Here is a 26,720-nt window from a genome sequence, read left to right as displayed (position 1 = left end):
GCGGGCGGGTCACAGTGAGACCTTCAGCTGGACTGCGGCCCTGAGACGCTCGAAGTCCTCCAGCGGGGCGCTGCTGTTGCGGGTCGCTGCCCTGACCAGAAGACCAAAGCTGACCCGGCGGCTGGCGAGATACTCGACTTCTGCGAGGCCGGCGTAAGTGCGCTCACGAACGTCGGTCCCGAAGTAGGCGCTGCGGCGATAGACAAGGCTGCCCTGCCAACGCAGGTTATGGAACAACTCCTGCTGCACACCGAACTGCACGCGCGTATCTTGGCGAGACTGCGCACCGGTGCGGTAGGTGGCGACATCGCCTACAAAACCGTCGAGCGTGAAAGCGATGCGCTGACGGGGCTGGTAGATCAGCCCAGCCTGTGCCGAGAAGCCGGTTCGGGAGTCAAAGCGAGAACTATCAGGGGTGAAACGGTAGACGCCAACAGCTGCCTCACCGCGTATGAACCCGCCGGGATCGACCGAGACTCCAAGACGTCCCGAGTAGGTCGTCGCATCGCGATCCTCGCCGCCGATCTCGGTGAAGCGAAAGTCGCGCCGCGTGACAGCGCCTTCCCCGAAGCCGCGCACGTTACCAGACAGGCGGTAGCTCAGCCGGACGAGACCCGTATAGCGGTTAAGGTCGCGGTTCCGATCGCTGAGGTCGTCATAACGAAGCTGCGCGCCAAGGCCACGAACGCTGATGCCCAGCCTCGACCACTCATGCGCAAGCTCCACCTCGCCTTCAAGGGAGTCGAGTTCACGGGGGCCGAGGCGGGGGTTGGTCCGGCCCTCTGGCTCGCCGCGGTCCTCGACGATATGGCGATAGGCAGCCTTGAGGCCGATCAGATCGACGGCCGTGGGTTTCCACTGCACGCCTGCCTCGACGTCGGCCGCCACGGCGTCTTCACTGGAGTTGTTGAAGAATTTGCGGGCATTCAGCGCAGCCGAGCCGGTCAAGTCGAATGCTCCCGCCTGCCTGCGCCACAGTGCGTAGGGTTGGGCAATGACTTTGATGTCGTCTGTCTCGTCGAACTCCTGGGCGTAGATGTTGCTGTCATACTCCAGCCGGGCCGTTCCCCCCAGGAACAGGTTTCCTCCCGCAACGCTGAGTGGCCGGGGTTCGTACTCCTCGTCCTGAATGCCCAGCACCGAAGCGACGGGCCTGAGCTCCTGCGCCTTCGCTGCTCCTGAGGTGAACGGTAGTACCGTCATCATGCCGATAGCCGCAGTAAGTTGACGTCCCAATCGCTTCACAGCCAGCGCTCATAGACGCGGATGGCATCGCCGGGCTGAAGCATGTCGTTCTCGCTGGCGCGGCCGGTTGTCTGCTTCCCGTCGATGATCCGCGTGATCCCCACTGCGCTTTCCTTCGCCCGAAAAGTGTAGCCGCCGGCCGCGGCTATCGCCGAAAGGACGGACATGCCGGGGCTGAAGGCGTACTCGCCGGGCTTCTGCACTTCTCCCAGGACATAGATCGGGCGGAGCCGCACAGGCTGGACGCTGACGGTTGGGGCGCTCAGCAGGCGCGCGCTGACCAACCGTTGCACCAGGTCTTGCTGCAACTCCGGCACGGTCTTGCCGCTGGCCGGCACGTCTCCCAGGACCGGCAGCGAAAGATTACCTCCTTCGTTGACCACGTAAGTGACGTTGGCACCGTTTCCTTCGGTCAGTTCGGGGATCATCACCCGCAGCTCGTCTCCCACGCCGACGCGGTACGTGTTGACAGGTGAACTGGGCAGCGCCGCAAGCTGTGAAAGTCCATTGCCGCACCCGCCAAGACTCAAAGCCAGCGACAGGGCTGCGACCCATGCTTTGTGCGAGACCATTTCCGCTCTCCTGTTTCCTGCGGTTCGAAACTAGCCGGAAGGGGGCATTGAAACTTGTGCAATTCAGGTCAGCGTCCTGGCGCAAAGGGCCAATGCCGCGGGCTCTGGAGCTCTCGGTCTACCTCCAAAGGAGAAGCTCGAAGAGCATGGCAGGAGAGCCCGGCTAGTCGGCGTCAGGCCGTCACGCGGCCTGACGCCGTGGCGCGCGCCAGGTGGAGAGGTCGCGGCCGATCAGGTTTTCAAGTTCCGCCACGTCGTCGGCGTAGAAGTCGGTCAACCGACTGCGAAGGCTGGGAGAGAGGGGGGGGTAGCGGATCTCCCTCGCGAGAACGCGGCGCATGCCTTCGAACATCGCGTTGCCCCGCAGCGGCCGAACTGCCTCCTTCAATGGAGCGAGGGCAGTTCTAACTCGCAGCGGGAGGAACTGCTCGCTGCTGTCGTTACGCGGAGTGTCGCCGATCTCTTCCGAGTAGTGGACCGGCAGTCCCAAATGGTCGCACACTCTCGATACGGTGCCGATGGGATCCCTCTTCACGTCCTCGAACAGAAGCACCAGCAGTTGTTCACGCGGGAAAAACTTAAGCCAACGCTTCAGGTGCGCGGCGTAGAGGCCGTCTTCGATGAAGCGGGGCTGCTCGCGATTGTTGGGGTGAAGGTATGCCTCCGGCCCGCGGGTCACAGTGCCCCGGCGGAAAAGCATCTTGTAATCGGAATATGCGCGGTCGACCGGGTTGCGTAACTGCACGACCAGCCGCACATCGGGCAGCGTTTCAGCTATGCGCTTCGCTGCAAGTGGATGGGCAAGATAGTCGGCTGACTTCTCGCCTAGCATCTTTCCGGGCGCTGCGCCGGAGAAAAAGCCGCGATAGAAGTCGAGTCCCTGCTCGTGATGCTGGCTGAAGAAGTGCGGCTCCGGCGCAGGAAGGTAGACTCGCGGATGGTGCTGCAATTGATGATGGAGCCATGTGGTGGCGCCCTTGACTGCACCGATGATGATGAACTGCGGCAACCCTGTTGAGTTCATGAAAGGGACTCCGGAGATGTTTCGGAAAGCTCGTTCAGCGTTTCGCGAAGCGCTGCAGCCATGCGCCGCATGTCGTCTTCGTCGAGCAGATGATCGACCGGAAAGGCGATGGTTCTGCGGCCGATCTCGTTAGCGACAGCGAGCGCGCCGTCCCGCTTTGGCGGCGGTGCGCCGAATGCCGCCTCTTGGGACATATCGGGGCATGAGCCGCTGCCCGCAGGGATGCCCCGCGCCACCAAACCCGCGAGGACCGCGTTTTGGGTGAGCCTGTCCGACAGAGCGGATGGGCTGAGGGCGCAATAGAAGCGGTAGCAAGCAGACTCGGCGCCAGGAGGAGTGTCGAAAAGCACTAGACGCTCCTCCTGGGAGAGGAGTTCGGTCAACACGCCTGCATTGCGTCGCCTTTGCTCTAGCCAGCGTGGCAGCTTCTTCAGCTGAAGACGACCGATGGCTGCCTGCATCTCGGTCAGGCGCCAGTTCGTGCCGAAGGTGTCGTGCACATAACGGAAGCCATTGCCGCTGGTGGGTTTCAGCACCTTTTCAGGGTTCTTCCCATGGTCCTTGTAAGCCCAGGCGCGGGCCCAGTGCGTATCGTCGTTAAGGAGCAGCATGCCTCCTTCACCGCCGGTGGACATGATCTTGTCCGTGCAGAAAGAGAATGCGGCCGCATCGCCGAAGCTGCCCAGCGGCCTACTGTCGAATGTCCCCCCATGGGCCTGCGCGCAGTCCTCTATCAACCAGAGGCCGTGCCGGTCTGCGACATCGCGAAGGGCCGTCATGTTGCAGGGACGCCCCCCCAGATGCACGCATAAAATAGCGCGGCTGCGCTGGCTTACCATGCGTTCGACGGAGGCCGGATCGATGGTGAGGCCGTTTGCCTCAATGTCCGCGAAGACGGGAGTGGCGCCGACCGCAACAACGCATGCGGCTGTCGCAAAGAAGCTGCAGGCGGGCACAATGACTTCGTAGCCGGGCCCGACGCCGAATGCCCGCAGCGCGAGTTCCAACGCCAGCGTACCGTTAGCGACCGCGATCCCGTGGCGAACTCCGCAGAAGCGAGCGAACTCCTCTTCGAAGGCGCGTGACTGGTCACCGTGCATGAGCGAGTTGACACGTCCGCTTTGCAGAACTGAGGCGACTGCGGCTATTTCGTCCTCTTCGTACTGCGGCCAGCGACGCGCAGGATCGTCCAGAGGGCTGACCCGGCGAGCTTCCCCAGGGAAGGGCGAGGTGTAAGTCAGGGTGGGAGCGGTGGACATCAGGACGCTAGCCTCTTTCCAGTCCAGCCAGGCATTTGCTGCGGCTCATCGTTGACCGGGGGAACGATGGACGGGACGACATCTGTGGTGGCGGCGTCATCAAGGCGGCGCAGCATCTCGGACCAGCGAGATTTGGAGGAGGACCCGACCATCGCATGCGTCAGCTCGGACAGCGCCTTTGTGTCGCCCAGGTCGATCAGTTCCTGAAGGCGATTGAAGCCCCTGATCAGCATATGCAGCGGAATGGGAGAGGGCATGGCTTCGAAGATGCCGGGAATGGCACTCTCGATCTTCGCTTCACTGCTGTCGAACAGTTCCTCGTAGAGCTTTTCGCCTGGCCGCAGTCCGATGAACTTGATCGGGACGTCTATGTCCGGACGAAGTCCCTGCATTCTGATCAGCCGCTTGGCGATGTCGACGATCCGCAAGGGCTCGCCCATATCAAGAACGAAGATGGTGCCGCGGTCGGCGTCGGTCTGGAGTGCCCGTGCGCTGCTCTGAAGGATCAGGAGCACGGCTTCCTGCACTGTCATGAAGAAGCGCTCGATATCGGGATGCGTGACCGTCAGCGGCTTGCCGGCGGCGAGCTGACGCTGGAACAGCGGGATCAGCGATCCGCTGGACCCCAGCACATTGCCGAAGCGCACGGTCAAGAACCGGGGGCTGTCTGGATCGGAGCTGCCGATCAGGTCCAATGCCTGACAGTAGAGCTCTCCCAAACGCTTGGTTGCGCCCATCAGCCCAACCGGATTGACGGCCTTGTCGGTCGAGACTTGTACCATGGCCTGAACCTCGAACGCACAGGCGGCGTCCGCGACGTTGCGCGTGCCCAGCACGTTCGTGTGCACGCCTGCGCATGGGTTGGCTTCGACCATGGGAACATGCTTCAGCGCAGCCGCGTGGAACACGATCTCGGGACGGCGACGCTCGAACACTTGCCAGAGGGCCGTCCGCTGCCGAATCGAACACAGTTCGGCATGGATGGTGAAGCCGGGGAAGCGCTCGCGAATATCGAGTTCGATTGCGTAAAGCGCATATTCCGAATGATCGAGCAGTACGATCTCCGCGGGGCCATACGTCGCAAGCTGGCGGACAAGCTCGCCACCGATCGTGCCTCCCGCGCCTGTGACCATGATGCGCCGCCCGGCGATCATCTGTTCGACGTAGGTATGTTGGATCGAGATTTCGGGCCTGCCGAGGAGGTCCGCAAGCGGCATGCGCTCGATTTCGACGCCGCTTGTTTGCGATTGCGAGTGTGCCCAGGGCGGACGGAAGCGGGCGACCGTCAGCGACAGAGAATCGGCAACAGTTGCGATGCTGGCTAGCGTCTGCGGAGCAAGCATGTCGCTGCTCTCCTGCACGACGATGCTGCTGGGCCGTCGGCCCGCGTTGTCGAGCCGATTTACGATGTCGACTAGCTGATCGGGGGAGCCCTCGACCCGGACGTTGCCGAGCCGCAGGTTCCGCTCGCGCCCATCGGGAGTGAGCACGCCGACAATCTCCAGCTTGGAGGGGTCGGTATGGACCAGATCGATCATCGCATGAGCCCACTCGAGCTCGCCAAGCAGAAGAACCCGACGCCGCGGCCCGCTCATCCTGCGGTTTCGATGCGAATTGATATGCTCGCGCACGCCGCGCCTGATGAGGCGGACGGAGATCATCGCCGCCATCATCAGCGCGATATGCGTTCCGATGAACGTGAACAGTTCTGCGCGGTAGACCCGTTGCGGGATGATGAAGCTGGCGGTCGCAAGCCAGATGAGAACCTGGGTTGCGAACAGTGTACCGCCCAGATGCAGCACGTTGGCGGGAGTCGTGTAGCGCCAGCTGTGACGGTAGACGCCGCCGATCTGAAGCCCGACCACTGTCAGCAGTGAGAGCGCAAGGCCGAACCACAGGTCGTTGATCGATTGCAGCGTGCGAACGCCGGGCAGCATTGCGCGTGTGACGCGAAGCGTGACGAGGACGGCCATAACGTCGAGCGTGAGGATCGCGCCCAGACGCGCAAACCAGAACGCACGCGGACTGCGCAGCTTCGATTTGCGCTCGAACCGCTCCAGTACCGCCCAGCATCTGTTCGCGAAGCTGAAGGTCTGCTTGCTGCCGGGCAGCCCCGGTTCTCCTGCGGATGCCAGTCCACTGCCCGCCATCGTTCCGTTCCTTCCATCTGGAGCAAACGCCAGCGTTGCTCAGGCTCAAGAAGTACAGGCCGCGCGACTGCAGAAAATCGATCGAAGGACTTATATCCCGATGCCCGTTGCGGGGCGGTCAGGTGCAGGTGAACCAGTCCTTTTGAGAAAACTTGGGCACCGGGTGCGTTCAAGAACTGTCCGGATGGATAGTCTACCGATGCTCACCCCGGCCGTGGCAGCCGATCAGTTATGGCTGGGCCAGAGCGCGGCGCTGATCGCAGCGGTGCGTGTCGAGGCGGCAACGAACTCGGCAGAGGGGAAGATAGCGCAAATGAAGATCGTCATCTTGTCGAGCCTTTCCTGGTCGCTCGTCAACTTTCGCGGCGCGTTGATCCGCCAGATGGTCGCGGCCGGCCACGAGGTCATCGCCTGTGCGCCCGACGGCGAATCTGGAGTGGTGGATACGCTCAAAGAGTGGGGGGTGACGTTCCGGGTGACTCCCATGTCGCGCGCGGGCACGGATGTTTTCGCGGATGTGCGGACGCTATGGAACTACTGGCTGCTGCTGCGCCACGAGCGGCCCGATGTTCTGGTGGCTTACACGCAGAAGCCGATCATCTATGGCGGTATCGCGGCGCGAATGGCGGGTATCGCTTCCTTCTTCCCGATCATGAGCGGCCTTGGCTATGTCTTCAGCAGCGAGGCCGAGGGACGCAAGAGCCTGAGGCGCCTGGTCTCTCGCTTATACCGAGCTGGCGTGCGCAAGGCGCGCTGTGTCTTCGTGTTCAATGGCGATGACCGGCGGGAAATGTTGGACAACGGAATCATCGATCCCGGCCAGATGGTGCAGCAGGTTCCCGGCTCCGGCGTGGACACCAGCCATTACATGGAGCAGCCGCTCCCGGATGGGCCTCTGACGTTTCTGATGATGGGCCGGCTGATGCGCGACAAGGGCGTGTTCGAATTCGTCGAGGCCGCAAGGCAGTTGCGCCGCAGCGTTCCCGAAAGCCGGTTCCTGCTGCTTGGCCGCCCGGAGACCGAGAACCCCACGGGCATACCGGCCGATGCGCTTGCAGCCTGGGAGGCCGAAGGACTGATTGGGCTGCTACCTGAAACGCGCGATGTTCGTCCTGTCCTCGGCCGCGCTCACGTGTTCGTGCTGCCCAGCTACTACCGGGAAGGATTGCCGCGCACGATCCTTGAGGCGCTGTCGAGTGGTCGGCCCGTCATCACGACTGACATGCCGGGATGTCGTGAGCCGATCATTCCCGGCGTCAACGGACTGCTCGTTCCGCCTCGCGACCCTGACGCGCTTGCCAGGGCGATGATCAGCTTTGCCGAGCAGCCAGGGCGCATCGCTGCCATGGGGAAGGCCGCGCGCGACACTGCCGTGCGGACTTACGACGTGGACCTCGTAAATTCCATGCTGCTCCAGACGATGGGGCTGGTGACAGTCCATCCGGACGGCGTCCGGGGCGATGCCGCTGCTTTGACGGCTGCCGCAGCGTAATGCCCGGGGTTGGCGCGCGCTTGACGGCAGGCATGCTGCTCGTCCTGTTTGCTCCGCTGCTGCTGCTTCTGGCCCTGTTGGTTCGGATCGGCCTCGGCAGTCCTGTGCTGTTCCGCCAAATGCGTGCGGGGCGGGGTGGTACCTCCTTCGAGATGATGAAGTTTCGCACCATGACCGATGCGCGTGATCCGGCAGGCGAACTGCTTCCTGATCAGCAGCGCACGCCCCGCCTCGGTCGTCTTCTTCGTCGCCTGCGCCTCGATGAACTGCCCGAACTGGTAAACATCGTGCGGGGCGAGATGGCTTTCGTCGGACCTCGGCCGCTCCTTCCGCATACGGTTGCCGAAATGGGAGAAGAGGGCGTCCATCGCGGCGATGTGGCACCCGGCCTGACCGGCCTCGCACAGGTCAGCGGAAACACTCTGCTTACGCAGGACGAAAAGCTGGCGATTGATCTTGCCTACGTGGAGCGACGCAACTGGCGGCTGGATCTGGCGATCCTGCTGCGGACAGTGTGGGTAATCATAGGCGGTGAGCGCCGGACGGGACAGATATATGCGTGCAATCCTCGTCGGAGCGGTTGATAGCAGCATGGTGGCGCTGGACGCCATGATGCATGCGCCAGGCTGCCAGCTGGCAGCCGTCGTAACGCTCCTGCCCGAACTGGCCGGGCGTCATTCTGACATAGCGGATCTGGCTGGGGCGGCCACCCGGCACGGCGTACCGCTGCTGGAGGTGAAGAACGTCAACCATGAGGACGCTCTTGCTCGTCTCGCGGCCGTGGAGGCGGACTACATCTTCGTCATTGGCTGGTCCCAGATCTGCGGCGAGGCCTTCCGCGCGCTCGCTCCAGGGCGGGTCATTGGCTATCACCCTGCCGCTCTGCCGCGCCTTCGCGGCCGTGGGGTCATCCCCTGGACGATCCTGAATGCAGAGCCGATTACGGCCGGATCCCTGTTCTGGATCGATGACGGCGTGGATACGGGCGAGATTCTTGACCAGGCCTTCTTCCACGTCGCGCCCGAGGAGACGGCTTCCTCGCTCTACAGCAAGCACATGGAAGCGCTGAAGACCATGCTGCAGCGCTCTCTTGCAGCGCTCGCCAATGGCGAGCGTCCCCGCCGCAAACAGGATGAGCGCTGCGCTACATTCTGTGCGCGCAGGACGGATGCCGACGGCGAGATAGACTGGTCTGCTCCAGCCGACGACGTGCTCCGGCTTATCCGCGCGGTGGGCCGTCCCTATCCGGGTGCATTCACGACCTGCCGATCCGGCGAAGTGCGCGTATGGAGTGCAGAACCAGTGCAAGGCGGACGACGTCACCTCGGTGCTGCGGGGCAGGTCGTGGCACGTGATGATACCAGCTTTACCGTTCGCTGCGGAGACGGGAACCTGGTCCGGGCAACAGAATGGACGAGCGAGACGGATCGCCCTCCGATCCTGCATGGCCGTCTCTCGAGACATGCGGCATGACCGCCACCTCGATGAAGCGCGTAGCGGTTGTCGCTCCCCACCCGGACGATGAGGTGTTGGGATGTGGGGGAACGATGGCGCGCCTGATCTCCGAAGGGGTCCACGTGGAAGTCGTGGTGGTGACTCGTGGCCAGCCCCCTCGTTTCACTCCGGAGTTTGTGGATCAGGTCAGGCGCGAGACGCTGGCGGCGCATAGCCTTCTTGGCGTCGCCAATACGCGCTTTCTCGATTTTCCAGCAGCGGAACTGGATCAACTGCCACAAAGCACGCTGAACGCTGCGCTTGAAGAAGCGCTCGCCGCCGTGCGCCCAGACACGGTTTTCATACCCTTCCTTGGAGATATACACGCGGATCATCAGGCCGTGTTCAACGCGGCTCTGGTCCATGCACGGCCCCGCTCCTCAGATGCGCCATCAAGAGTTTTCGCCTATGAGACGTTGTCTGAGACGAACTGGTGGGCCCCCGGTATCACGCCCGGCTTCCTTCCCAATGTTTTCATCGACATCAGTGACACGCTTGAGAAGAAGCTCGCCGCGTTTGCTCTTTTCCAGTCGCAGGTGAAAGCCCCACCGGATGAGCGATCGCCGCAGGTCATACGTGCGTTAGCGCAGTTGCGAGGCGCGACCGTCTTCCGGGACGCGGCCGAGGCGTTCATGCTGGTGCGCCAGATCATCTGACTCGCGGACCGGCATCGCGCCGAACCGCGATATGCTAAGCCAACATTTCGTCGTAGACCGCGCAGATCCGGGACAAGTGCGTTTCGCGGCTGTAGTGGTCCCGCGCGTAGGTCTGTGCACGAACGGCGATGTTCGTAGCAAGGTCTGGTTCGTGGACCAGCCGTGCGCAGGCGGAGGCTAGTGCGTCTGCATCATCGGGATCGGCAAGCAGTCCCAGCCCACCATCCAGAGCCTCGATATTGCCGCCTGACCGCGCCGCCACAACGGGTGTCCCCACCAGCATGGCTTCGACCAGTGTGCGCCCGAATGGCTCGTCCACCGCCGGCACCAGCAGGATATCACAACCTGCGATCCAAAAAGCTCCGGGCTCCCGGTAGCCCATCTGCCCGATCCACGAGCCGGCGTTATGGCTTGTGATCTGATCGCGCAGGCGGTCGGCCATCACCTGCGCACGCGCCTCTCCAAACATCGCGCCGACCAGTGGCCGGTCGAGCGTTTTGCGGAGGCGGGCGAGGGCTTGCACAAACACATCCGGGCGTTTGCGCGGGACGAAGGCGCCCACGTAGCCCACGATCAGTGTTTCTGGCGCGACGTCGAGCGCGTCAACCATGGCGCGGCGTGCCTGCGCTCGATCTATGGCAAGATCGGTGTCGAATGGACTGTGAACCACCCTTGCGCGGTTGCTCGCGGACCAGATCCCACGCCGCGGAAGTGCGAAGCCCGATACGGCGACGACCTGGTGTGCAAGTACGGGGGCTGCAAATCGGAGTCCGAGTGCGTCGGGATTGCCCCGGTTGTGCCATAGGAGTTTGGCTCCGGAGAGCCGGGTTGCAAGCGCCCAGTTGGCACAGCTTCGCCCATCGTTCAGATGGACAATGTCCACCTTTGCTCTGCGCAGGAACTTGCTGCGGCTTCCTGATCCTCGCAGTGCTCTGACGAACTTCGCGGGCGTAAACGCTTCGCCCGGACGGAAAGCTGGTGCGGCCCCGGGATCGGAAGCTTGTTCGAACGCACTGAACAGGTCTGCGACGCGCCCATCAGGAATCTCTGGCACGATCAGCACGCGATAGCGGTCGGGGTCCAGCTGCTCGAGCAGACCAAGGACTGACAAGTGGCTTCCGCCCACCGCGTCACCCGAGAACGGGAAGCAAACGGTACGGCGCGGGGCTGCGCGCAACTCAGGTGCAAGGCTCTGCGGCTCCACCGTCAGGGCAAGGGAGGCGCTCATCCTTCCGCCGCTCCTCTCATACGGCGGCGGTGCAGGTACTCCAGGAACTCGTCCATTTGGGCGACGCCGTCGTCATCCGGGTCCGCCCACGCGTCAGGCTGGTACGGATTGGCGCCGTTCACCTCCTCCCAGCGGTCGTCCATACCGTCCCGATCGATGTCAGGGTAAGGAGACGCCATGTTCGCGCCGCTCTGCGCATCTGCGGGAATGGGGCCTGGCGCCGCTACGATTTTTCCAGATCGCTTCCGTACATTCTGCACGATCCTGCCATCGAAGGAGTCTCGCGGCCATGCACCTGCCTCTGCCAGGACGCGGGTAAATGCCATGGTCGCTGAGAGGGGTTGCAGCGTCAGCGGGCAGGGGGGACTGTCCGCCGCGACCGTCGCGATCTCTGCGCCTACATGGGTGAAGTCGCCTTCGAACGTGTTGTGCGCCTGATAGACTGAAGCATTTCCGGTCGAACCAGGACGATTGAGCGCGATGCCGATGGCCTTCTTGCTGGTGTCCGGACCTGCGATGAAGCTGTTGCCTACGATCGAGACGGGTGATCCGCCGAAGCTCTCCCAGACCTCCGCAAACTCAGACTGCGCATTGTAAAGAACGTTGTTGACCACCTCGACACACGAGCCCGGGGGGAAGTTTATGTCCGGGTTCCGGTCTCCATTGTGCGCACACAAGTTGCCGATGAAGCTGAGCCGCTGTGCTGCCTTCGGATCGCTGGCAAGGAGGGCGCACTTGTCGTGCCGGGGTATGCCTTCGGCAAAGATCGAATTGCTGATCGTGATCCTGTCATTGTCGCCGTAGCCGTTGACGATCTCGTCGCGCGCCCAGCTTCCGCTGACGTGATCCAGGATTACGTTATCGCTGGTCTCGATGGTGAAGGAATCTTCGGAACCGCGGCTCTCGCCCAACCGATCGTTACGAACACGGATGTGCCTGATCACGACGTCATGTGTGTTCTTGATCAGCAGCGGCGTACGGCCCTCGGGACCGCCGGAATGCGCAAGCGTAATGCCCGGCGCGGGTGCGGTCTGTCCGGCAATGGTCAGGTAGGGTGAGCGGATGATGGGCGGCCGCCCAGAGAAACGGATGACGCCAGCAACCCTGAACACGCAGACGCGCGGTGTCTTCTCCTGGATGCAGGCGCGGAGCGACCCTTCGCCTGAATCTGCCAGAGTGGTGACCTCAATGATCTTCCCCCCGCGTCCCCCGCGGCTTCCTGCGCCGAAGCCGACAGCGCCTGGAAAAGCCAGCGGGCCAGCTACTGGCCGCGCGTTGAAAGGATTGACGCCCGGAGTCTCGGCTCCGCTCTCGCTGTTGCAGGCAGCGAGCAGCAGAAGCGCGCCTGCGCCAAGGCCGAGCAGAGGGTCGGGACGGCCGCGGGCACATAGCCGCGCGGGTGCGGAGTGCCTGCTCATGCCGATTGCTCCAGGTAGCCGTATCGTCGCAGCAGCCGGCCGCACAGCCGCGTCACCCAGCGCTGCTGATCTGCGGGCATGACCTGCTTCCAGTTGCCGTCTTCCCGAACGCGGATCGTCCGCTGCATGCGATGGCGGCTGCCAGCCATCTGGTGCCATGGTTCAAGAGCTCCGGACTCCGGAAGCACACGGCTCCCGACCGGCGCCCCCCGAACCAAGGACAGGATTGCGGCGACCGTCTCTTCGGGGGCGGCAACGAAGTCTTCGTAGCGGATGCGCAGGCTTCGGTGCGGTCCCACGTAACCGCAGAGCTTTTCTGCCGCGAGATTGACGCTCATCCAGCGTAGTGCTGCATAAAAGAGCGGCTTGGGGTTGAGATCGCGCTGAAGACCTTTCTCTACGTCCCGTTTGTAGGGCTTTCGCAACGACCAGACGACGCCGCGACCGTCGCGAACCATATGGACGACGTATAGCTCGATACCGGGGATCGCAGCGAGTGCGAGGCCTCGTCCGGGTAGCTTCGAGGAATCCACGACGATGGGACGACCGGTGACATGCGTCACTTCGCGGAACAGCTGAAGCGTCTCGTGCCCGTAGGCAGCCCTTGCATGAGGCCGTAGACGGTCGAGCAGGCGGCCCGGTCCGAGCAGGGCCTCCCGCCAAGGCTGACGCCTGCGATGCGCGGCCATCGCGGGTGTACCCTGACTCTGAAGCCAGCGTTCGACGATGCTACTCCATACTTCGCAATCGGGCACTGCCTTGCCGCAGGCGCAGAATTCGCGATTGTCCCACACGTGCCGCGCCAGTGTGCTCATCTCCCCGGCGCCCATCACGTCGGCAGCTTGACTGAGGGCGATGTCGAGCAAGGTGGTGCCGCTACGGCCGTAGCCTGCGATATAGATCACTTTGATCGGCGACCCTGCTGCGGTGGTGCTGGCAGTTTGCGCCGGTGGCAACTCGGCCTCAGAGGCAAGGTCTGCACGCCCGATATGAGCCATTGAACTAGGTCCGCTACGCTTCGGCTCGACGTCGAACACACTGTTCTCCCGAGTGAGATCCGACGCGAAGATTAGGCGTTTGGCGCTGTGGCTCGCAAAAGAAACGGAGGGGGGTAGGACGGCGATTTCGGGTAGTTGGCTCGGCTGACACCTAGCCATATGGCCGCGCACGGGAGCAGGAATTGCGTGACCAGAACGCGCGGCGCGGCGGGAGAGCTAATCCCTTAGAAATGTCGAATGATGCCGATGGGCTTTTGCCGCGGGCTATTCTCGGGCGCACGTTGGCGTCAGATGGTTACGACGTCACCCTCAGCAGATGCCTCCAATCGTGCGATGTACGATGCGCGGCAACTCGGTCAGCGTTCCCACATCGGCGCGAAGGCGGCCCCGCTTGGCTGGACCCGCATAGGGTCATTTCTCCTGGCCGGTGCCGTGTTCTTCAGTACCTGGAATCTGGCTCGCGTGGGGACGATCAATTTCACGCTGACCGACGCGCTCTTGCTTTGCTCTCTGATGATCCTGCTCGCGCAAGGCCGTGTGACGGCGACGCCGTTCGGCTCCCTGACGCCGTTCTGGGTCGGAGGGCTCCTCATGATGCTGAGCGGCCTTTTTGTCAGCAGTCTTGTTAATGGGGAGCCGCTTCGCTGGCTGAATGTCGCATCGCAGTACGCGATGGCGTACCTGGGCGTCACCATGCTGATGATGAGCCAGGACCCGAATCGGACCCGCCGCCTTTGCGCGGTATTCGTCATGGGCGTCACAGCATCTGAGGCAATCGGCGTAGCCGCGAGCTTCTTCTTTACGCTCGATGACGTGCTGCCTTACTTTGGCGATGGTTTCATCAGCGGCAATGGGCGAGTTGGCGCGATGGCAGGGGAGCCGAACCCCAACGGTGCCTCTGTTGCGTTCGCCATGCCGATGCTGCTCTACTGTCTTCGAGAGCGCATTCTGTCCCCCATCGTCGGCCTATGCTGCGCCGTGATCCTGGTCTGGGGGCTGATGCTGAGCGCATCCTTCACGGGCTTCACAGCGACCAGTCTTGCTGCTCTGGTCACCATCACACTTCTAGGAGTTCGCTACCTGGCGCGTCTGCTGCTTGCGGTGGTGATAGCGGCCAGCATTTTCCTGGCCAGTGGCGCACCTCTCCCTTCAACCTTCCAGGAGAGAGTCGGCTCTGCCGTGGAGAGTGGCGATCTCAATCAGGCAGGCACCTTCGTCAATCGCGCTGAGTTGATGGAGGAAGCGTGGCACTTCGCGGAGGATACGGCCTTCATAGGCATGGGCGTGGATCAGTATCGGCTCGTCAGTGCCCATGATAATCCGGTTCACAACCTCTACTTGCTGATCTGGAACGAGGGCGGGATCATTGCCTTTGCCGGTCTTATCGCCATGCTGAGCATGCTGCTCCTCCTTGCGGTGCAAGGCTTCAGAATCCGCCCCAGGGAAGGTGCAATGGCGATCTCGGTGGTGATCGTCTTTCTGATCTATACCAGTTCGCTTCCGCACATGTATTCAAGAAACTGGGCCGTGCCGATCATGCTTGCGCTCAGCACTATCTACGCACGCCGGGCCGTGAGCTGACCTTCAAACTGCACCGAGCAGGAGTGTGACGTTGCGGGTTCGCTCGTCCGTTGGGGATGCAGCTGCACTCGAAGACTGCCGATGGAGCACGCGGTGAAGAACCTTTGGGAGCCCGAACCGTCGAGCCGCGAGTTCGCCCGGAAGAATGGCCAGCTCATCCAGACCGACGGGGAGGTCTTGCCATAGCCCATGGGAGTAAATCTGGGTGACCATGTCAGGGCGATTGCCGCACAGGGCGCTGAAGTAACGGTGATCATAGTGCGCTGCCTCGATCACACGTTCGCCGGGCGCAACGCGGGCGATGGCGTCGTACCGCTCAAGTAGCTTATTGAGCCGGTTCCCGATCTGCCTGACGAGCGGCACCTCGTTCAGCAGAGCATACAAATCCGATGGTCCCTTGCGCTTGAGCCAGCCTCGTGCGGTTAGCCGCGTGCGGTCGACTCTCGCCCCCAGCCGGCCCCACCGACCCAACGAGTTGCTTGTGAGGTCGCTGAGCGCATCAAACTCGGATACCCCGCTTTGGTACTTGAGCCGTTGCACAGCGATGCGGGAAGGTGGCGGGTCCCGCCCCTCCGGCGTCAGCGCCTCAAGCAGACGATCGGCCAAATCCCAGCACTCCATCAGCGTTGATGGAGAGGACGAAAATCGGTCAGGTCCCTGCGCAAAGTGAGGCGGGCAAGCCTGGATGCCGCCATGCAGATCTCGTTCAAGTTCGATCTTGCGGGCGATGTAGCCGTGAAGACCAAGCTGGAAATAGAACAGGTCTCCAAGATCCGTCGTGATGTCTCCAGAGCCATGGTGATTGCGTGCGATGTCCAGCAGCGGGGCTTCCCAAGGCAACTGCTCATCCCGGCATTCCAGCAAAGGCTCCCACAGGCGGCCCTTCAGATCCGGGCAGCGAACCAGAACCGCCAGGCAGCCGGACATGAACTGTTCGGCCAGCGAGCCGGGGTGCAGCTCACCCTCATCGAGGCGGCCGATCCTTGGGGCGGGTGGCGCATTCATCGCGTTGCCGTTCTAGGGCGACCTGAAGCTTTGGCGAGTTGCAACAAATGGGTAGCGGGCATGAGCAAAAGGCGATGTAGCGCGCCTTGGCTTGGTACCGCCTCAAGTCGCTTCGACCATGCGAAAGCCGCTTGAGGTCTGCCTAGGCGCTCTACTGAGCAGTTCGCGTACTACCTTTGCTCTTTCCGTGTCCCGCAAGAGCCTTTGCCGCAGGACATGGCTTCCATCAGTCTGCCCTGGTCGGCGCTTCCGGCTGGGGGCGCCTTAGCGATAAAGGCGACTGCACGTGGCGAGCACTCCCATCATCCTCCCTTCCCCCTACGTGAGCGGCGGTGCTGCCGACGCTGACGGCGCCCCACGGCAGAGCGGTAGCGCAGGGCAGCCGCTCTCGCCGCATCAGATATGGAATCTCGTCCGCAGGCATGCGGTGCTGATTGCAAGCATCGTCGCAGCCTGCGTGATTGCAGTGCTGATCATGCAGCTGCGGCAGAACGAGCTCTATGAGGCGACCGCAACGGTTCAGGTGGAACTGAACGATTCGAGCGGTGCTAATCAGGCCGATGCTGCGCGCAATCTGCAGCGGGTCGCCAACGAAGCCCGCATATATCGCTCGTCCGCTCTCGCCGAGGAGGTGGTGAAGGACCTCGCGCTTGACACCAACCCGGTGTTCACAGGCGGCCGTACCATGACCATCCAGGGCGCGGCGCGCCTGCTTAGCACCCACACGCGGGTGGTCAGCACGAACGACTCTGACTTCATCGACATCGCCGTTCGCTCGGGAAGCCCACAGCTCGCGCAGCGGATCGCAAACCAGCACGTCGACAGTCTTCAGGAGTTGCGGCGAGAAAGGCGTCAGAACTGGCGCGACAAGCTCCTGCGCGAAATCGCGATCGAGCGCGAGCGCTTGGCGGCCGAACTTGGCGAGGCGGAAAAGGCCGTAGCCGACTTCAGGCGTGACAACCGGATGCTCATCGGCGCAGGCAGCGCTGAAGATTACCAGCAAATCAACCGGCTCGCTTCCGAGGCTGCCAGCGCCGCTGCCTTGCAGTCGGCCAGCGCGGTCCGGTCGGCTGGTGTAAGGAGTGCAGCGCTTGCGAGGACGAGCGCAGGGGCGACGTCTCCGGTGCTTCAGCAGCTGGAGCGGGAGAGGGTAGCCCTGGCTCAGCAGCGCTCGGATCTGTCCGTGGCACTCGGCAGCGCTCATCCCAAGATGCAGCGCCTGGAAGCTCAGATCGCCCAGGTGGATGCCGACATGGCCCGGGTGCGCTCGTCTGTCGTCGCGGCGGAAACCGCCCGTAACGCGGCAGAAACTGCTCGTGAGCAGCGCCTGGCTTCCGGCGAAGCAGGCGCGGATTTCGCTCGCGCAGCATCGCTGCAGGCGCGCGTGCGGCAGCTGACCGATCGCGCTTTTGCAAGCAACCGGGCGAACGTCGATCTCGCCGCGCTTGATCGCCGGGTGGAGGTGGCTCGGCAGGCTTACATTACAACCGCTCAGCGCGCGCAGACCATCCAGGCGGAGCTGGACACGACCGGCATCAACTCCACCATGGTTTCTGCGGCTACAGTGCCGACAGTGCCCGTCTCGCCCACTCCCAAGAAAGCGGTGCTGGCTGCCTTGGTGGGCTCCTTCCTGCTGGCTCTGCTGCTGGTCCTTGCCATTGAGATGTTCGACAATCGTCTGCGCACCTCGGATCAACTCCAGAGACTGTATGGCCTACCCACCTTCGCCATGCTGCCCAAGCTGAAGGACCCGCTACCGGAAGAGATGGAGAGCAATCCCGTCCTGACGGATCCGCAGTCCCTATACGCGGAGGTGGCCCGTGCGCTGGCGCACGAGGTTGCCGATCTGGCGCATGGCGCCGGGCCGCAGAGCATTCTGGTCACCTCGCCTCTCCCTGGGGACGGCAAGTCCAGCGTATCCCTGACGCTCGCGGCAGCTGCCTCAGCGTTGGGAAGGCGTGCCGTTGTTGTAGACCTGGACCTGCGACGGACCGGTACGGGTGTTTTGCGGTCCATCCAGAGCAACAGTGATGCACCGAGCCTGCTGGACTACCTGACCGGCAAGTCAGAGCTACCCGATCTTCTGCCCCCGCCGGATGCCAGCCGGTCCGCGCCGGCCGAGGGTGAGGCTGCGCATCTTCCCGTGGTGCTCAGCACGCCAGTGCGCGTTCCAGATCCTGCAGCCCTGATCCGGGGGTCACAAATCACGCGTCTGCTGAGTGACCTGCGTGAGCAGTTCGACCTCATTGTCATCAATGCGCCTGCGGTGCTTGCGGTCCATGACGCGCGTTTGCTCTCCAGCGCGGCAGACAGCACGCTGATGGTCGTACGCTGGGGTAGCACGACAACGGGGCAGATGAGCGCTGCGATGCAGATGCTTCAGAACCAGGCCACAGGCGCGGTGATCAACCAGGTCGACTACCGTGAGCATGCCCGTCGGCGATATGGCGGCGCCGTTGATTACTACATGGGCGCGGCCAGCTACTATTCTGACCGCGAAGAGCTTCGCCGCGGTTGGTTGCAAGTGTGGCGGGACCGGCTCCATGCGCTTTACGGGCGTGCAGCGGCACGATGACGATCCTGCTGCCGGCTGACGGTTCGAACGGGGCCGGTCAGCACAAGATCAAGATACTTGTCGTAGAGGCGAACGCTGTCAGCAGGTCCTGTACCGCTGCTGCGTTGGAGGACGTCCTCGACGGAGTAATCATGACCGCCAACACGCTGAGCGGTTACGTGGGCAGCAGCGTTCCCGACGTTGTGATTCTCCCCTCTTCGGATCCCCAGGGAGCCGTGCTCGTGCAGAGCCTGAACACCGCGAGTTATCGATGGCCCAAGGCGGCATTGATCGCCCTTGTCGATCTTGGTGGTGTAGAGCCTCTGTTACGTACCCTGGTGGCCGGAGCTCGCGCCATCCTGCCAACCTCGGTGGACGGAGAAGCCATCGCTCTTGCCATAAAGCTCATTCGCTGCGGTATGGTCGTCGTCCCTGGCGACTTGCTGGCCTCGTTGGCGCCCCGTTCGGAGACGGCGGGAGGCGGAGCAATGGCTCGTAGCACGTCGCCAACTATCTCCGACGATGGCGCAGCTGTCCTCACGCAACGGCAAAAGCAAGTGCTTCAGCTGCTGGCAAAAGGTCTTTCGAACAGGGCTATCGCAGAACGGTTAGCCATCAGCGAAAGCACAGTGAAGGTGCATGTCCGGGCGATCATGGCGCAGAGCGGTGTAACGAACCGGACGCAGATCGTGGCTCAGCTTCTGGCCAATGGAACCGGATCGCTCCCAAAATCGTAGGGGGAGTTTGTGTGCTGCCGGTCCAGTTCTGCTTGGCAGCGAACGGCCGTACAAGGGATCCGCCGAGAGCGACTGATCCAATACATTGCCAATCGTATTCCGGTTAGCTTTCTGTCGGCGCGGCGGTCTGCTGGTGTTTGCGCAGGCGCGTGAACAGGCGAGAGCCGAGGCCCACGGCAATGAATGCTCCCAAAGCGACGTGAGCCAGGTTTGCTCCGATCGCGCCAAGACGCGGAACCGTCGTCACCGCGATGACTGTGAAAAGAGCGGTTCCGAACAGCGAGACCTTCAGCACATGCCAACTGTCGTTCATGGCAAGTAGCGCCGAGCGTGAGGGGGCAGCGTAAAGCGTGAGGATCACACTCACCAGCTGGGCCAGCAGGAGAGGGTAGGTGCTCATATACGACTCGCCAGGTCCGGCCCGCAGAACGAACGGGCCGATCACCGCCGCGCCGACAAGCATGAGTATCCCCACCAGCGCCAAAGCCACTTGCGCGTTGTATGTCGCCCGCCGGAAGCCAACAACATTCCCGCGAGCCCACATGCGGGCCACGTCGGGATAGATCACCGCCTGCACCTGCGCGGCAACCTGCATCGCCACTTTCGCAAAGCGTTTGGCCAGGTGATAGATAGCGGCCGCGGGCGCGCCTGCTACCGTGCCGACGAATAGGGAGTCGGCTTCGGTTGTGATGACGCGCAGTGTCAAAGACAGATTGGTCGAACAGGCGAAGCTCAGAAATCCCGGGAACTGGCGATGCAGGCCGCCAAGACGCGCCTTGAAGGGCGAGGGAATGCCGCTGCCTTTCAAGGCGCGCATCCCCAAGGCAAAGATGATGAGCGATCCTGCTGCCTGCGCGACGGTCCATGCGGTGATGAACCCTATCAATCCCGCTCCGATCCCCGCGCAGAGAGCTGCCAGGCCTATGCGCAGCACGTTCGCCACCAATTGTGCATAGGCGAGCAGCCTGAACTGGCCGGCGAGCCTCAGCGCTGCTGTCGGCACTCCGCCGAGGTTGAGCAGCAAGGCAACCGCGTAGATCGCGACAAGTTCGACGTGAAGCGGCTCAATACCGAACAGAGCCTGTCCGATCAGGGCCAGGCCTATCGATGCCAGCGCGGCGAGAGCGGCTGCGCCAATGTCGAGGAGCAATCCGTAGGCGTAAAGGCGCGATTGTCGCTTGGAATCGCTTTCCTGCTCTTCCTGGGCAGCAAAACGGATGAGCGCCTGCCACGATTCAAATCGGAGCACGCGTTCCACCAGCCGGCTGAAGGACAGGACCATCACCATGATCCCATAGCGCTCGGGGCCAAGCACTCGTGCGGCTATCGCGATGCTCACCAGCATCAACGCGGCGCTCAGAAAATTGCCAGAGAGCAAGTGACCGATTGCGATCAGTCGAACACGCTCTGCCTTTCCAGGGTGGCGCAAGGCCATGGCAGCGTTAGCTGCCATGGCACCCCACCGACTGACCATTGTGGCCATGATTGTGTCTGATGTGTCAGGCGTGCGCAGGGATGCCGAGCGAGCGTGCCGGCGCCGTCTGACCTGTCAGATAGGCCGCGTCGAAATCGGCCGCCTCTTCCATGTCTCGGGGCCGCAGACCATGATTGGCGGCCCAGATCGCAGCCTGTGTCCGGTTCTTGACGCTCAGCTTGCGAAGAACGGCTTTGACATGAACCTTAACGGTGGCTTCGCTGATCTCCATGTGGCGGGAAATGACCTTGTTGGGGCATCCCATGATGAGCCATTCCAGGATCTCCAGCTCTCTCTCCGAAAGGTTGCTGGCTGCAGCCGCGGTTCCTCCGATCGGCGCTGTCGTGATCGGCCGCATCTGCAATTCATCCGCGAGCTGGGAAGGCAGAACCTTTTCGCCCATCGCAACCAGTTGCAGATTGCTGATCAGCGGCTCGCAGCAGATCTCCTTGACGATGTAGCCATGAGCGCCGTGACGCAGCGCGACTACCATGCCCTGATAGTCGAACCGGTCCGACAGGATGACCGGATGAGACGATGGATAACGGGCGCGGGCAACGGCAAGAGCTTCAATATCGACCTCGTCCGAACCCGCATCGATCAGGATGATAGCGTTCTCTGATACAGGTACCAGTTGCTCAAGCTCCGCTATATCATGCGTTGAGAAAACCACGTTGAAGGCTTCGCTATTCAGTATCCGTCGCAGTCCTTCACGAATGATGGTGTTACGGCAAAGCAGAATGACATCGGTTGCTCCGGTCGTCATTGACATCCCCTGTCTGTTTCCGGCAGCGAAATGCGCACCGGTTCCATTGCGGATTTAGTTGTGCCCCTGGCACGCGACCCGGATCATTGCTTGATTTCAGTAAGATACCCTATGTCAGGGGGAGCGCCAAGTACTCCGAATGGACTGCTGTCCTGTTTCGAGAAAGCAAAGGTTAATAATGTGTTAGCAAAGATGTTTGCTCTGGAAGGGTGAGTAGAAGCTTTTAGACGATGGCGATTGGCCTAATCACAAAGGATTAGTCCAAAGTGCAGTCCCTCTCATCGCCGCGTCGAGTCGCGGAGGAATGGGAGGCGTCAGGCCGGGTACGCCACCAAGCATTGTTGCTTGCCGGGCATTAACGCGAAATTTCAGACTTCCCCGCTAGGTGCCCGGCAGGAAGCCGGTGGCCACATGCGTTTTGATCTCCTCACCTTGTATTTTCTGGCGATCGGCACGCTTTTGCTCAGCGCAGGCATGACCGCATGGGAGCGGCACGCGCGGCCCGAGCGAGCCAAAGAACTTGGCCTCCTTGCCGTTGGCTACGCTGCTCTTGCGATCGGGTGTACGCTCGCAACGGTGAGGGACTGGTGGCCGCAACCCATCGGAGCCGCGGCGAGCAACATGGTGATGCTCTCCGGCTACCTTGTAATTCTCAATGGTGTTGCTGCGCTGCGAGGACGAAGTCGGCGCGCATTCTCCATGGGGCTCCTTGCTGTGATGGCCTCTCTCTGGATGACCGCTGGTGTGCGATGGTCGGAGGTGCTGTGGAGCTATGTCAGCGCGGCGCCCATCGCCGTAGCTTGCGGGCTAACGGCATGGGAGATTCAGCGGTGCGACAAGCTCCGTCACCTTCGTTCATGGCGTATCGTGGTGGCTTTTGCGGCTGTGCATGGGCTTTTCTATGCGTGCAGAGCAATGGTGCTGCCGTTGCTCGTTTCCGCATGGGGGGCATCGATCCTTACGGTCGCCAGCAAAGTGACGATGTACGAAGGCGTTTTGTACTCCGTGGGCCTTCCGATGGCGCTGCTCGCTCTCATCCGAGAGGAGGCGCACGCCAAACTGGAGAAGGCATCGCGGACGGACTATCTCACCGGCTTGGGTAACCGGCGGTGGTTTTTCGAGGAAGGCGAGCGCGTTTTGGGGCGGGCAAGCGGCGGCAAGCCCTGTTCGCTACTTGCGTTCGACCTGGATCACTTCAAGACGATCAACGACCGTTTCGGGCATGCCGTGGGGGACGAGGTGCTTAAACTGTTTGCCCGCGTGGTGGGGGGCGCAGCAGGGCAGGGGCCGGTTCTCGCGCGTCTGGGCGGTGAGGAGTTCGTCGCGCTGCTGCCCGGAGTGTCCAGAGAACGCGCAGGATCGCTGGGTAGCGACATTGCCGCTCGCTTCGCGACGACCGTGGTCGATCACGTCCAGGGCGTGGGAGTAGCAGCGACCGTCAGTATCGGCCTGGCGGAACTTGGCCGCGACGGAGAGAGTCTGACCGATCTCTTGTCTGCAGCCGATCGCGCTCTTTACCTCGCGAAGGAGAGGGGGCGGAACCGGATCGAATTTGCTCGGCCGCTTACACTGGCTGCAGCCTCGTGACGGCTTCTCGCAAGGGTTGAAGGGCAGGACACGGTTACGCAGCCAGATTTTGGCGCGCCCAGGCAACAATCGCGCTGCCCGGCATGGCACCCGACTTGCGGACGACTTCTTCCCCCTTTCTGATGAGCAAGAGCGTAGGGAGCGGGCGGATCGCGAAACGCGCTGCAATCGCTTGTTCCGCTTCAGTGTCTAGCTTGCCCAGGCGCAGATAAGGCTCAAGTTCACGTGCGGCACCCTCAAACGCAGGTGCCATTTGCCGGCATGGCCCGCACCAGGCGGCCCAGAAATCGACCAGCAGCGGAATGTCGCTGCGGTTGGCATGTGCGTCAAAACTGGATTGCGTCAACGTCAGCGGACGGCCGGTGAAAAGCGCATTTCCACAGCGCCCGCATTTGCCGTGGCTCGCCAGCTTCGGAGCGGGAACGCGATTGCTTGTGTTACAGCTTGGGCAAATGACCAGAAGGGAGGCTCTTGTATCAGGCATCGTTCTCTCAGCGTGTGCACCGATCCTTGTGCGAGGCTGTGCGCCGACGTGAAAGCACGCCTGCACTTCTTATCTCGCAGGACTTCTTCTCAGTCTGCTTCCTGGCTGATGCACTCACAATCGATACTTCGTGCGTGCAAGGACCAGTCTGCGATTTGTTCGTGCTTCTCAAAAGCTTTTTTTGCTTGCGCGATGGCCGCGTCTTCATTCTCGACGCCGGCCACGATGATTTCTTTCTGGCACACGTGGTGATCGTGCCCTGTTGAATCGCACAAGTCGTTGTAGAAGCAGACGCGGTAGCGGCTCATCAGACCCACTCCATGGTGGTTGCGCCGGCGATCTTATCATAGCGCATGCTTCGGCCTCCAGGAAAATGCGCGTTTCACTTGCCCTGTGCGATACCCACCCAGGGGCTGTATATCGGCTGCGTCCGGGACGCTCGCGGCCCTTTACGCTCGCCAGATAGGCGAGTACCGAGCGTGGGATCACCGGAGGCACATGGAAGAGAAGCAGGAAACATCGGGCCGCCGCATGGGCCCTCCCGGGTCGGAAAACTGGCTGGCGATGCTGGACGGCGCGGAAGCCATTCTTCGTGAAGAGGGCCATGCAGCACTGACATCCAGACGGGTGGCAGAGCAAATTGGCGTTAAGCAGCGCCTCGTCTACTATTACTTCCGAACGATGGACGACCTGATCATCGAGACGTTCAGGCGCCTTTCGGAACGCGAACTCGCGCGGTTGAGCAAGGCGCGTGCGTCGCAAAGGCCCGTGCGCGAGATTTGGGACGTGTGCATCCACACGACGGATGCTCGCCTGGTTTCGCAGTTCATGGCGCTCGCGCACCGCATTCCCGGTCTGGCGCAGGAAGTCGTTCATTTCATCGAGGAATCGCGGCGTATACAGGTGGAGGCGCTTGCCGAGGCGCTGGAACGCTCTGGCCAGTCGCCTCGGCTGTCAGCTGCGGGAATTGCGCTCCTGGCCACCAGCGTAGCGCTTGCAATGACCCGTGAGGGGGATCTCGGTATCACCACCGGACACGAAGATGTACGCGCCCTTGTGGGTGAGTTTCTCTCCGAGCTGAACGAAAGCTAACGCCCAGGCGCCTGCATCTCGTTCAGCAAGGCCGTGGAAGCAAAGGTCAGAGCATCAGGCAGCGTTGTCGATGCCCAACTCACTGAGCTTGCGATAGAGAGTCGAACGGCCGATCCCCAAGCGCCGCGCCACCTCCGTCATACGTCCGCGATAGAGGCCGATAGCCAGCCGGATGACGTCTGCCTCGATCTCGTCAAGAGGGCGCAGGTTCCCGTCGGCCGTATAAAGCATGACGCCGGAGCTGCTCTGCGCGGGTGTGGATGAAGCTGGGGATTGCTTGGGGCCAAGGATGTTGAGAAGCTGTGGAAAGTCTTCTGAGGTCAAGGCGTCGCCGTCGCAGAACACGGCGGCCCGGAACAGCACTGCCTGAAGTTGGCGAACATTGCCGGGCCAATCATAGGCCGCGAGCAGAGACAACGCCCCATCGGTAATTCCGAGCTCTCGCAAGCCGGGCTGTTCGCCAATGCGTGCGAGAAAATGGCGGGAGAGCGAGGGGATGTCGCCAATTCGTTCGCGCAAGGGGGGCAGAGTCACGCTTACTGCAGAGAGAGCTTCAAGCAATTCGGGCAGGAACAAGCCTTCATCCGCCAATTCCCGCAACGGAACATTGCTGGCCGCGATCAGCCGCACGTCTACACGGAAACTGTGACGCACACCGATCGGGCGAACATCGCCGCGCGCCAGCGATTCGAGCAGCCGCTCCTGCACTGTCAGCGGCAAACGGTCGATCTCATCGAGGACCAAAGTCGCGCCATCGCAATGCTGTAGCGCGCCGATCTGACGGTCGAAGGCCCCTGGGAAAGCGCCTTTCTCATGCCCGAACAGCACTGATTCGATTGTATTTGCCGGTGTTCCTCCGACGTTCACGATGCGCAGCGGCATCTTTGCACGCGGGGATGCCGCGTGCATGGCGCGCGCCAGCATTTCCTTGCCAGAGCCGCTCTCACCTTCGATCAGAACCGGCCCATGTCCTCGCGCGGCCTTCGCGGCGACTGCCAGCGCCTTCCGGAAAGTGGAGGCAGCGCCGATCATGGATTCAAAATCAGGAGTCGAAGGCATCTTCTCGGTAAGAGGTGCCAACTCGTCCTGTGGCGCTTCCCGCGTGGTTGCGACCCGAAGCGCGTGCATGAGGCGATCGGGTGCGACGGGCTTGATCAGGTAGTCGGTCGCGCCCGCACGCATGGCCTCTACGGCGAGCAGCGGCGAAGTGCTGGCCGTCAGCATCAGTATGGGAATGGCGGGACGGCGCGACTTCAATTCAGCAATTAGCGCGCAGGCATCGTCGCCCGGAACCCACTGATCGAGGATAATCGCGCTGAGTTGCATACCCTGGCGCGTGCCAAGCGTGGCGATGGCCGTCTCAGCGTCGCGCGCAACAATGGTGCGCCAACCTTCGCGGGCGGCAAGTGCCGAGACGAGGCGGCATTGCGCCGGCTCGTCGTCGATCAGCATCAGCAGGCGTGGTTCGAATTCGGACATGTTCGCTTGCGGTGTGCCCTCGCTTTCGCAACGGCCCTCTTCGTACCCGCAGCGGGTAAAGACGGAATTAAGCCAACCACACTCCGCGTCTTTATGGAGAGGACTTGAGCGCGGAGAGGGTCCCGGCTAGAGCCGCAAGCCAGTTTCCGCATCAACAGGGAAGAATACCACGATGGCATCCGGCAAGAACATGAAAGCCGCCAACGACACATACAGCGGCTTCCTCACGCTGGTTAAGGTGGGAACGATCTCCTCGATCATTGCTGCCGTTGCCGTGGTCATGCTGATCGCCTGAGCGCAGGCGTGCCGCTGGGCCGCCGCATTGCCATCCTCAGAGAGCGTGCCGCTGGGGACATACGCGCTGCGGCGGGGCCCGAAATCCTCAAGAAGCTGCTGGCACCTGAAGCCGAGGTGCGTGTGGGATC

General features: G+C 62.3%; 24 protein-coding genes. 10 read left to right on the top strand and 14 right to left on the bottom strand.

Features of this window, described 5'->3' with window-relative positions:
- Window positions 1-9: 9 nt before the first annotated feature.
- The 5 genes from ABUH87_RS18115 to ABUH87_RS18095 form a co-directional block, all read right to left on the bottom strand.
- Window positions 10-1,206: an outer membrane beta-barrel protein gene (locus ABUH87_RS18115; RefSeq protein WP_367775526.1), complete on the bottom strand. Its 1,197-nt coding sequence runs from the start codon at window positions 1,204-1,206 to the stop codon at window positions 10-12.
- 35 nt (window positions 1,207-1,241) lie between these two features.
- Complete coding sequence (locus tag ABUH87_RS18110; RefSeq protein WP_367775524.1) at window positions 1,242-1,817, bottom strand: polysaccharide biosynthesis/export family protein; 576 nt, start codon at window positions 1,815-1,817, stop codon at window positions 1,242-1,244.
- Window positions 1,818-1,998: 181 nt separating this feature from the next.
- The gene (locus ABUH87_RS18105; RefSeq protein ID WP_367775523.1) at window positions 1,999-2,841 is read right to left on the bottom strand and encodes a sulfotransferase family protein; all 843 of its coding nucleotides are present in this window, start codon (window positions 2,839-2,841) and stop codon (window positions 1,999-2,001) included.
- A complete protein-coding gene (locus ABUH87_RS18100; RefSeq protein WP_367775522.1) occupies window positions 2,838-4,100 on the bottom strand; it encodes a DegT/DnrJ/EryC1/StrS family aminotransferase in 1,263 nt (420 codons plus the stop codon). The genes ABUH87_RS18105 and ABUH87_RS18100 overlap by 4 nt, the downstream gene beginning before the upstream one ends.
- Window positions 4,100-6,250: a polysaccharide biosynthesis protein gene (locus ABUH87_RS18095; protein WP_367775520.1), complete on the bottom strand. Its 2,151-nt coding sequence runs from the start codon at window positions 6,248-6,250 to the stop codon at window positions 4,100-4,102. The genes ABUH87_RS18100 and ABUH87_RS18095 overlap by 1 nt, the downstream gene beginning before the upstream one ends.
- Before the next feature lie 199 nt (window positions 6,251-6,449).
- Here ABUH87_RS18095 and ABUH87_RS18090 point away from each other — a divergent pair, with 199 nt between their 5' ends.
- Genes ABUH87_RS18090 through ABUH87_RS18075 form a run of 4 tightly spaced genes read left to right on the top strand, consistent with a single transcriptional unit; the run spans window position 6,450 to window position 9,892 of the window.
- Window positions 6,450-7,742: a glycosyltransferase family 4 protein gene (locus ABUH87_RS18090; protein WP_367775519.1), complete on the top strand. Its 1,293-nt coding sequence runs from the start codon at window positions 6,450-6,452 to the stop codon at window positions 7,740-7,742.
- Between the two features lie 20 nt (window positions 7,743-7,762).
- A complete protein-coding gene (locus ABUH87_RS18085; protein ID WP_367775518.1) occupies window positions 7,763-8,326 on the top strand; it encodes a sugar transferase in 564 nt (187 codons plus the stop codon).
- Window positions 8,298-9,215, top strand: a complete 918-nt coding sequence (locus ABUH87_RS18080; RefSeq protein WP_367775516.1) for a methionyl-tRNA formyltransferase — start codon at window positions 8,298-8,300, stop codon at window positions 9,213-9,215. Before ABUH87_RS18085 ends, ABUH87_RS18080 begins: the two co-directional genes overlap by 29 nt.
- Entirely contained in the window at window positions 9,212-9,892 is a 681-nt protein-coding gene (locus tag ABUH87_RS18075) for a PIG-L deacetylase family protein (protein ID WP_367775515.1), read from the top strand. The genes ABUH87_RS18080 and ABUH87_RS18075 overlap by 4 nt, the downstream gene beginning before the upstream one ends.
- 34 nt (window positions 9,893-9,926) lie before the next feature.
- Here the strand turns inward: ABUH87_RS18075 and ABUH87_RS18070 are convergent, their stop codons facing one another.
- Genes ABUH87_RS18070 through ABUH87_RS18060 form a run of 3 tightly spaced genes read right to left on the bottom strand, consistent with a single transcriptional unit; the run spans window position 9,927 to window position 13,575 of the window.
- Window positions 9,927-11,120 (bottom strand): glycosyltransferase family 4 protein, encoded by a 1,194-nt coding sequence (locus ABUH87_RS18070; RefSeq protein WP_367775514.1) that lies wholly within the window; start codon window positions 11,118-11,120, stop codon window positions 9,927-9,929.
- Window positions 11,117-12,538, bottom strand: coding sequence for a pectate lyase family protein (locus ABUH87_RS18065; RefSeq protein ID WP_367775513.1), 1,422 nt, complete (start codon window positions 12,536-12,538; stop codon window positions 11,117-11,119). Before ABUH87_RS18065 ends, ABUH87_RS18070 begins: the two co-directional genes overlap by 4 nt.
- On the bottom strand, window positions 12,535-13,575 hold the full coding sequence (locus ABUH87_RS18060; protein ID WP_367775512.1) for a sulfotransferase: 1,041 nt from the start codon (window positions 13,573-13,575) through the stop codon (window positions 12,535-12,537). The genes ABUH87_RS18065 and ABUH87_RS18060 overlap by 4 nt, the downstream gene beginning before the upstream one ends.
- A gap of 252 nt (window positions 13,576-13,827) precedes the next feature.
- On the opposite strand from ABUH87_RS18060, the gene ABUH87_RS18055 reads away from it, so the two are divergent.
- A complete protein-coding gene (locus ABUH87_RS18055; protein WP_367775511.1) occupies window positions 13,828-15,117 on the top strand; it encodes an O-antigen ligase family protein in 1,290 nt (429 codons plus the stop codon).
- Between the two features lie 3 nt (window positions 15,118-15,120).
- Here ABUH87_RS18055 and ABUH87_RS18050 read toward each other — a convergent pair whose 3' ends face one another.
- A complete protein-coding gene (locus tag ABUH87_RS18050) occupies window positions 15,121-16,122 on the bottom strand; it encodes a hypothetical protein (RefSeq protein ID WP_367775510.1) in 1,002 nt (333 codons plus the stop codon).
- A 286-nt stretch (window positions 16,123-16,408) separates the two neighbouring features.
- On the opposite strand from ABUH87_RS18050, the gene ABUH87_RS18045 reads away from it, so the two are divergent.
- Together ABUH87_RS18045 and ABUH87_RS18040 are read left to right on the top strand one after the other, a co-directional pair.
- Entirely contained in the window at window positions 16,409-18,697 is a 2,289-nt protein-coding gene (locus tag ABUH87_RS18045) for a GumC family protein (protein ID WP_367775509.1), read from the top strand.
- Window positions 18,694-19,413 carry a helix-turn-helix transcriptional regulator gene (locus tag ABUH87_RS18040; RefSeq protein WP_367775507.1) on the top strand — a complete coding sequence of 240 codons (720 nt, stop codon included), beginning with the start codon at window positions 18,694-18,696 and terminating at the stop codon, window positions 19,411-19,413. Before ABUH87_RS18045 ends, ABUH87_RS18040 begins: the two co-directional genes overlap by 4 nt.
- Window positions 19,414-19,516: 103 nt before the next feature.
- Here the strand turns inward: ABUH87_RS18040 and ABUH87_RS18035 are convergent, their stop codons facing one another.
- Window positions 19,517-20,866, bottom strand: a complete 1,350-nt coding sequence (locus tag ABUH87_RS18035) for a lipopolysaccharide biosynthesis protein (protein WP_367775506.1) — start codon at window positions 20,864-20,866, stop codon at window positions 19,517-19,519.
- Between the two features lie 46 nt (window positions 20,867-20,912).
- Window positions 20,913-21,653 carry a LuxR C-terminal-related transcriptional regulator gene (locus tag ABUH87_RS18030; RefSeq protein ID WP_367775505.1) on the bottom strand — a complete coding sequence of 247 codons (741 nt, stop codon included), beginning with the start codon at window positions 21,651-21,653 and terminating at the stop codon, window positions 20,913-20,915.
- A gap of 411 nt (window positions 21,654-22,064) precedes the next feature.
- Here ABUH87_RS18030 and ABUH87_RS18025 point away from each other — a divergent pair, with 411 nt between their 5' ends.
- Window positions 22,065-23,240 carry a GGDEF domain-containing protein gene (locus tag ABUH87_RS18025; protein ID WP_367775504.1) on the top strand — a complete coding sequence of 392 codons (1,176 nt, stop codon included), beginning with the start codon at window positions 22,065-22,067 and terminating at the stop codon, window positions 23,238-23,240.
- A 34-nt stretch (window positions 23,241-23,274) separates the two neighbouring features.
- On the opposite strand, the gene trxC is transcribed toward ABUH87_RS18025, so the two are convergent.
- The gene (gene trxC / locus ABUH87_RS18020) at window positions 23,275-23,724 is read right to left on the bottom strand and encodes a thioredoxin TrxC (RefSeq protein ID WP_367775503.1); all 450 of its coding nucleotides are present in this window, start codon (window positions 23,722-23,724) and stop codon (window positions 23,275-23,277) included.
- 89 nt (window positions 23,725-23,813) lie between these two features.
- A complete protein-coding gene (locus tag ABUH87_RS18015; protein WP_367775502.1) occupies window positions 23,814-24,032 on the bottom strand; it encodes a hypothetical protein in 219 nt (72 codons plus the stop codon).
- A gap of 190 nt (window positions 24,033-24,222) precedes the next feature.
- Between ABUH87_RS18015 and ABUH87_RS18010 the strand changes: the two genes are divergently transcribed.
- The gene (locus tag ABUH87_RS18010; RefSeq protein WP_367775501.1) at window positions 24,223-24,816 is read left to right on the top strand and encodes a TetR/AcrR family transcriptional regulator; all 594 of its coding nucleotides are present in this window, start codon (window positions 24,223-24,225) and stop codon (window positions 24,814-24,816) included.
- Window positions 24,817-24,870: 54 nt separating this feature from the next.
- Here the strand turns inward: ABUH87_RS18010 and ABUH87_RS18005 are convergent, their stop codons facing one another.
- Window positions 24,871-26,295 (bottom strand): sigma-54-dependent transcriptional regulator, encoded by a 1,425-nt coding sequence (locus tag ABUH87_RS18005; protein WP_367775499.1) that lies wholly within the window; start codon window positions 26,293-26,295, stop codon window positions 24,871-24,873.
- 172 nt (window positions 26,296-26,467) lie between these two features.
- On the opposite strand from ABUH87_RS18005, the gene ABUH87_RS18000 reads away from it, so the two are divergent.
- On the top strand, window positions 26,468-26,590 hold the full coding sequence (locus ABUH87_RS18000; RefSeq protein ID WP_367775498.1) for an aa3-type cytochrome c oxidase subunit IV: 123 nt from the start codon (window positions 26,468-26,470) through the stop codon (window positions 26,588-26,590).
- The last annotated feature ends 130 nt before the right edge of the window (window positions 26,591-26,720 follow it).

This window comes from Novosphingobium rhizovicinum (assembly GCF_040813635.1).
Classification (GTDB): Bacteria; Pseudomonadota; Alphaproteobacteria; order Sphingomonadales; family Sphingomonadaceae; genus Novosphingobium; species Novosphingobium rhizovicinum.
This window is presented reverse-complemented; position numbering and strand designations above follow the sequence as displayed.